Source organism: Arthrobacter sp. NPDC056493, assembly GCF_042795115.1.
GTDB lineage: Bacteria > Actinomycetota > Actinomycetes > Actinomycetales > Micrococcaceae > Arthrobacter.
Genome location: NZ_JBHTSL010000111.1, coordinates 1 through 5,533, shown reverse-complemented (window position 1 = coordinate 5,533; position 5,533 = coordinate 1). Strand labels below are relative to the sequence as shown.

Below are 5,533 nucleotides of genomic sequence, written 5' to 3'. Positions count from 1 at the left end.
CCCGCTACCAGCAAGGTAGCGGGGGCATCGCGTTTAAGCCAGGAAAGCCGTCAGGCATCCACCGGCCGGATCGTGTGGATCCGTTCCAGAATCGCGTTCTTGAGGTTTTCCGGCGCTGCCTCGGTACAGGAGCGCTTCACCACTTTCCGGATGACGCACTCAAGATCGTACTGCTGCGCGCATTCCGGGCACTCGTCGAGGTGTTGCTTGATCTCCGAAAGGTCGCTGCGGGTCAGAGCACCGTCCAGGTACTCGTAGATGCGCTGCATCCTTGTGTCATCGCAATCGCCCAATCCCTGGCAGTCGCTCATTTCCCGCTCTCCTGTTTGTTGCTTTCCGTTGCCGCCGTGGCGTCTGCAGCAGCCTTGAATCCCCGGTCGGCGGCGTAGTCCGCCAGCATGTCCCGCAGCATCTTCCGGCCCCGGTGGAGCCGGGACATCACGGTGCCGATGGGGGTGTTCATAATGTCCGAAATTTCCTTGTACGCGAAGCCCTCGACGTCGGCGAAGTACACGGCCAGGCGGAACTCCTCCGGGATGGCCTGCAGCGCCCGCTTGACGTCCGAATCCGGCAGGTGGTCCAAGGCCTCGGCCTCGGCGGACCGCAGGCCGCTGGAGGTGTGGGACTCGGCGCGGGCGAGCTGCCAGTCCTCGATGGTGTCCGAATTGGACTGCAGGGGTTCGCGCTGCCGCTTCCGGTACAGGTTGATGTACGTGTTCGTCAGGATCCGGTACAGCCAGGCCTTCAGGTTGGTGCCCGGCTTGTACTGGTGGAAGGCCGAGAACGCCTTGGTATACGCCTCCTGCACGAGGTCCTCGGCATCGGCCGGGTTCCGCGCCATGCGCATGGCTGCCGAATACAGCTGGTCCACGTACTGCATGGCGTCGCGCTCAAACCGGGCCCGGCGCGCTTCGGCGCTCTCCGAGCCGACGTCGATATCCTCGGCCGCTTCAGCGGCGGGTGACGTGCCATTGTCCGGGATGCCGTTGGCGGCGTCCTCCTGTGTGGCCTGTAGGGCCGGGTCCACGGTGCTCATTGCCTTCAAGTCTACGTTGATCGGCACCGGCCGCCCCTTACGGCGTGCCGTGCCGTGGTCGGAGCCCGGGAAGGCACCCCCGGCCTCAAGCGCATCGGCCTCCGGCACCACAAACGGCCGCATCCTGACGGGACTTCGCAGCCCCACAGCTTCCTTTACCAACGTCAACGCTCCATCTCCACTCCGTTTGCTAAGACAGCCTGCTAAGACCCGCATCCCAAGACCCGCGATCGTGCGGCGGTCCGCGCTCTTGCCGGTTCCGGCCATGCCCCAGCCGCCGCTGAACACCGGAAACTGCGCAGAACGCCGCCTGCAGACTGCTTCCGGCCTGAAGAGCACAACGACGCGCGGTGGGCAAATATTCCGCAAAAGTGCAAGACTAGAACCGACTCCGCCGCGGCCACCGCGGCTCGGCCATCCAGGAGGAAATTCATGTCCTTTGTCCGCTTTTTTGCCCGGCCGATGCTGGCCTCAAGTTTCATCCTCGCCGGAACGGACAAGCTCAGGCATGCGGACGACACCGCGCAGCAACTGTCGCCCCTCCTGCGCCGCGCCGCCGAAGCCCTGCCGTTCCAGACGGACGAGAAGGTCTTGGCCCGGATCATCGGCGGAACGCAGGTGGGTGCCGGCGTCCTCTTCGCGCTCGGCAAATCTGCGCGCCTGGCGGCCTCGGTACTGGCCGTCATCTCGGCACTGAACGCCTTCGTTGAATGGCGCAGCGCCGACATCAGCAGCAAGGAGGGCCGCGAAGCCCGCCGCAACCAGTTGCTCAAGAACATCACCCTGACCGGCGGTGTGTTGCTCGCCTCCGTGGACACGGCCGGAAAGCCCAGCCTCGCCTGGCGCGCAGAGCACCTCGCTGCCGACGCGCGGAAGACCGCGAGCCACCTCGCCGCCGACGCACGCAAGACCACGGGCAAGAAGCTGCACAGCGCCGACAAAGCAGTCCGCAAGGCCGATAAGGCAGTCCGCAAGGCTGTTGACCACGCAGTGGGGGCATAAGCGGGAATGACAGCATCACCCACGGGAGCGCCCGCTGAAAACTCCGGCGCTGCTCCGCACTGGCCCGCGCCGTTTGCGGAGCAGCCGGTTGACGCCACGGTCCGCGTGCCGGGCTCAAAGTCGCTGACCAACAGGTTCCTGGTGCTCGCCGCACTGGCTGACGGGCCGTCCCGGCTCCGGGCGCCGCTGCACTCCCGCGACTCGGCGCTGATGATCGCTGCACTCCGCCAGCTTGGCGCTGACATCCGGGAAGTGCCGGGCGACGGCGCCTTTGGCCCGGACCTGGAGGTGACGCCGATTCCGGCCAACTCCAGCGGTGCCGACGTCGCCATCGACTGCGGCCTTGCCGGAACCGTCATGCGGTTTGTTCCGCCGATGGCGGCACTCCGCAGCGGCGCCACCGTTTTCGACGGCGACCCCCACGCACGGGAGCGCCCGATGGGGACCATTATCGAGGCCCTTGCAGGCCTCGGCGTGCCCGTCGGCGGGGAAGACGGTGCAACGCCAACGTCGCTGCCGTTCCGGGTTGAAGGCACGGGACAGGTCCGCGGCGGCCACCTGGTCATTGACGCCAGCGCCTCGTCCCAGTTCGTCTCCGCACTGCTGCTGGTGGGGGCACGGTTCACGGACGGCCTTCACCTTGAACACTCCGGCAGCTCGGTGCCGAGCCTGGACCACATCAACATGACCATCGCCGTGCTCCGCGGCGCAGGCGTGGTGGTGGATGACTCGACGCCCAACCACTGGATTGTCAGCCCCGGCCCGATCCGTGCGTTCGACCAGCGGATCGAACAGGACCTGTCCAATGCAGGACCGTTCCTGGCTGCCGCACTGGCCACCGGCGGCACGGTGCGGATTCCGGACTGGCCGGAGCACACCACGCAGGTGGGTGACATGTGGCGCAGCATCCTCAGCGACATGGGTGCTACGGTCACCCTCCAGGACGGCACCCTGACGGTGACCGGCGGCAGCGAAATCAAGGGCGCGGACTTCGCCGAAACCAGCGAACTGGCGCCCACCGTCGCCGCGCTCTGCGCGCTGGCCTCCGGCCCCTCGCGCCTGAGCGGCATTGCCCATCTCCGGGGACATGAGACGGACCGGCTCGCCGCGCTCGTCACGGAGATCAACCGCCTCGGCGGCGATGCAGAGGAAACCGCGGACGGCTTGATCATCCGGCCAGCGGAACTGCACGCCGGCGTGGTGCACAGCTACGCGGACCACCGGATGGCCACCGCCGGGGCCATCCTCGGCCTGGCGGTCAAGGGTGTGGAAGTGCAGGACATCGCCACGACATCCAAGACCATGCCGGACTTCCCGCAGCTGTGGGCGGGCATGCTCGGCCAGCGGAGCAATGCTGTTACAAACAGGGCAGCGACCGACACCGCGGGGACCACCGGTGGCACGCAGCACTGATTCCTGGGACGAATCCGATGTCCGGATCCGGCCTAACAAGAAGGGTTCGAGGCCCCGGACGAAGGACCGCCCCAGCCATGAGGACGCCGTCACGGGGCGGATCATCACCGTTGACCGGGGACGTTACACGGCAGTCGTAGGCGAGGACTCCGGCCATGAGCGGACCGTCATCGCCGCCCGCGCCCGCGAACTGCGCCGCTCCCCCGTGGTGGCGGGTGACTTCGTGTCCCTCGTAGGTGATGTCTCAGGCGCACCGGACACCCTCGCCCGGCTCGTGAAGATCCTGGACCGCAAGACGCTGCTGCGCCGCAGCGCCGACGACACCGATCCGGTGGAACGCGCCGTTGTGGCCAACGCTGACCAGCTGGTGGTGGTTGTCGCTGCCGCCAACCCGGAACCCCGCACCGGGTTCATCGACCGGGCGCTGGTGGCCGCCTATGACGCCGGAATCGAGCCGCTGCTGCTGGTCACCAAGGCGGACGTCAAAGACCCCACCGAGCTGCTGGGCAACTACCGCCATCTCGACTTTCCGGTCATTATCAGCCGCACCGCTGACTCTGACGCATCCGGCATCGACGCCCGGTCCGACGACGGTCTCTCCGCCCGGCTCGACGTTGCCGCGGTGTCCGAACTCCGCGCCCATCTGGACGGCAAGGTGACAGTGATGCTGGGCCACTCCGGCGTCGGAAAATCCACCATGGTCAACGCGCTGACCGGCGCCGAACGTGCCACCGGCGGCGTCAATGCCGTAACGGGCCGCGGAAGGCACACGTCGTCGTCGGCCCTTGCCCTCAAGCTCGCTGACGCCCCGGCCGGGAGCTGGATCATCGACACGCCGGGCATCCGCTCCTTCGGGCTGGCCCACGTCGACCCGGACCGCATCCTGCACTCCTTCCCCGACCTTGAGCCGGGCACCGAGGCCTGCGAACGCGGCTGCAAGCACGACGCCACCGCCGTCAACTGCGGCGTGGATGCATGGGTTGCGGCCGGCCACGCCGGCCCCACGGGAGCGGCCAGGCTCGCGTCCCTGCGCCGCCTGCTGGGCACCGACCCGCGCGCGGAGGGCCAGGAAACCAAGGAACTCGGCAGCGTCGGATAGCCTCCCCCGGCGCAGCCCGGCCACTGCCTCCCCGCCCCGCCGGGCCTTTGAGGGTAGTTTGGAACCATGACCCAACCCGCTTCAACGTACAACGATGACCTGCGTCTGGCCCATGTGCTGGCCGATTCCGTGGACGACCAGACCATGAGCCGGTTCAAGGCGCTGGACCTTAAGATCGAGACGAAGCCTGACCTGACGCCGGTCACCGATGCGGACAAGGCCGCCGAGGAGTCCATCCGCGGCCAGCTGTCCCGGTCCCGTCCCCGTGACGCCGTGCTCGGTGAAGAGTTCGGAAGTTCCGGCCACGGTTCCCGCCGCTGGATCATCGACCCCATCGACGGCACCAAGAACTTCGTCCGCGGGGTGCCGGTGTGGGCCACGCTGATCGCCCTGGTCGATGAGGGCGAACCCGTCGTGGGCGTGGTCAGCGCCCCTGCGCTCGGCAAGCGCTGGTGGGCGGCCAAGGGCGCAGGGGCGTACTCGGGCCGTTCCCTCGCCGCCGCGACCAGGCTCAAGGTATCCAACGTGTCCAGCCTCGCCGACGCCTCGCTGTCCTACTCAAGCCTCGGCGGCTGGAAGGACCGCGGCAACCTCGATGAATTCCTCCGGCTCACCGAGGATGTGTGGCGCACCCGCGCCTACGGCGATTTCTGGTCCTACTGCATGGTGGCCGAGGGAGCGGTGGACATCGCCTGCGAACCGGAGCTGAACCTGTACGACATGGCGGCGCTGGTGCCGATCGTGACGGAGGCAGGCGGCCGTTTCACCTCCCTCGAAGGCACGGACGGCCCGTTCGGCGGCAACGCCCTGGCGACCAACTCGATCCTGCACTCGGAGGTCCTGAAGCGGCTGAACCCGCAGCTGGACGATTTGCTCTAGCTTCCCCCCTCCCCCGGCGCCTTAGCGGCCCGGTCCCCCGGCGCCTCAGCGCTGAATATTACGACGGCGGTCGTCCCCTTTTGGTGACGACCACCGTCGTTTAT

Annotated in this window: 6 protein-coding genes; 4 read left to right on the top strand and 2 right to left on the bottom strand. The window is 67.6% G+C overall.

All coding sequences use genetic code 11. The annotated features are described in order from the left end of the window. Positions 1 to 50: 50 nt before the first annotated feature. Positions 51 to 311, bottom strand: coding sequence for a mycothiol system anti-sigma-R factor (gene rsrA, locus ACFQ50_RS24270; RefSeq protein ID WP_377998188.1), 261 nt, complete (start codon positions 309 to 311; stop codon positions 51 to 53). Then, on the bottom strand, positions 308 to 1,159 hold the full coding sequence (locus tag ACFQ50_RS24265; RefSeq protein WP_377998189.1) for a sigma-70 family RNA polymerase sigma factor: 852 nt from the start codon (positions 1,157 to 1,159) through the stop codon (positions 308 to 310). The genes rsrA and ACFQ50_RS24265 overlap by 4 nt, the downstream gene beginning before the upstream one ends. A gap of 309 nt (positions 1,160 to 1,468) precedes the next feature. On the opposite strand from ACFQ50_RS24265, the gene ACFQ50_RS24260 reads away from it, so the two are divergent. The 4 genes from ACFQ50_RS24260 to hisN all read left to right on the top strand — a co-directional run bounded on the left by ACFQ50_RS24260 (position 1,469) and on the right by hisN (position 5,429). Further along, complete coding sequence (locus ACFQ50_RS24260; protein ID WP_377998187.1) at positions 1,469 to 2,038, top strand: DoxX family protein; 570 nt, start codon at positions 1,469 to 1,471, stop codon at positions 2,036 to 2,038. Between the two features lie 6 nt (positions 2,039 to 2,044). After that, complete coding sequence (gene aroA, locus ACFQ50_RS24255) at positions 2,045 to 3,451, top strand: 3-phosphoshikimate 1-carboxyvinyltransferase (protein ID WP_377998186.1); 1,407 nt, start codon at positions 2,045 to 2,047, stop codon at positions 3,449 to 3,451. Then, entirely contained in the window at positions 3,435 to 4,550 is a 1,116-nt protein-coding gene (locus ACFQ50_RS24250) for a ribosome small subunit-dependent GTPase A (protein ID WP_377998185.1), read from the top strand. Before aroA ends, ACFQ50_RS24250 begins: the two co-directional genes overlap by 17 nt. Before the next feature lie 66 nt (positions 4,551 to 4,616). Beyond that, positions 4,617 to 5,429, top strand: a complete 813-nt coding sequence (gene hisN, locus ACFQ50_RS24245; protein ID WP_377998184.1) for a histidinol-phosphatase — start codon at positions 4,617 to 4,619, stop codon at positions 5,427 to 5,429. Positions 5,430 to 5,533: the final 104 nt, after the last annotated feature.

What these genes read in the sequence shown, in the direction of transcription:
- ACFQ50_RS24260 (WP_377998187.1), top strand. Translation starts at nt 1,469, where the DNA reads ATGTCCTTTGTCCGCTTTTTTGCCCGGCCGATGCTGGCCTCAAGTTTC.
- aroA (WP_377998186.1), top strand. Translation starts at nt 2,045, where the DNA reads ATGACAGCATCACCCACGGGAGCGCCCGCTGAAAACTCCGGCGCTGCT.
- ACFQ50_RS24265 (WP_377998189.1), bottom strand. Translation starts at nt 1,159, where the DNA reads ATGCGGCCGTTTGTGGTGCCGGAGGCCGATGCGCTTGAGGCCGGGGGT.
- hisN (WP_377998184.1), top strand. Translation starts at nt 4,617, where the DNA reads ATGACCCAACCCGCTTCAACGTACAACGATGACCTGCGTCTGGCCCAT.
- rsrA (WP_377998188.1), bottom strand. Translation starts at nt 311, where the DNA reads ATGAGCGACTGCCAGGGATTGGGCGATTGCGATGACACAAGGATGCAG.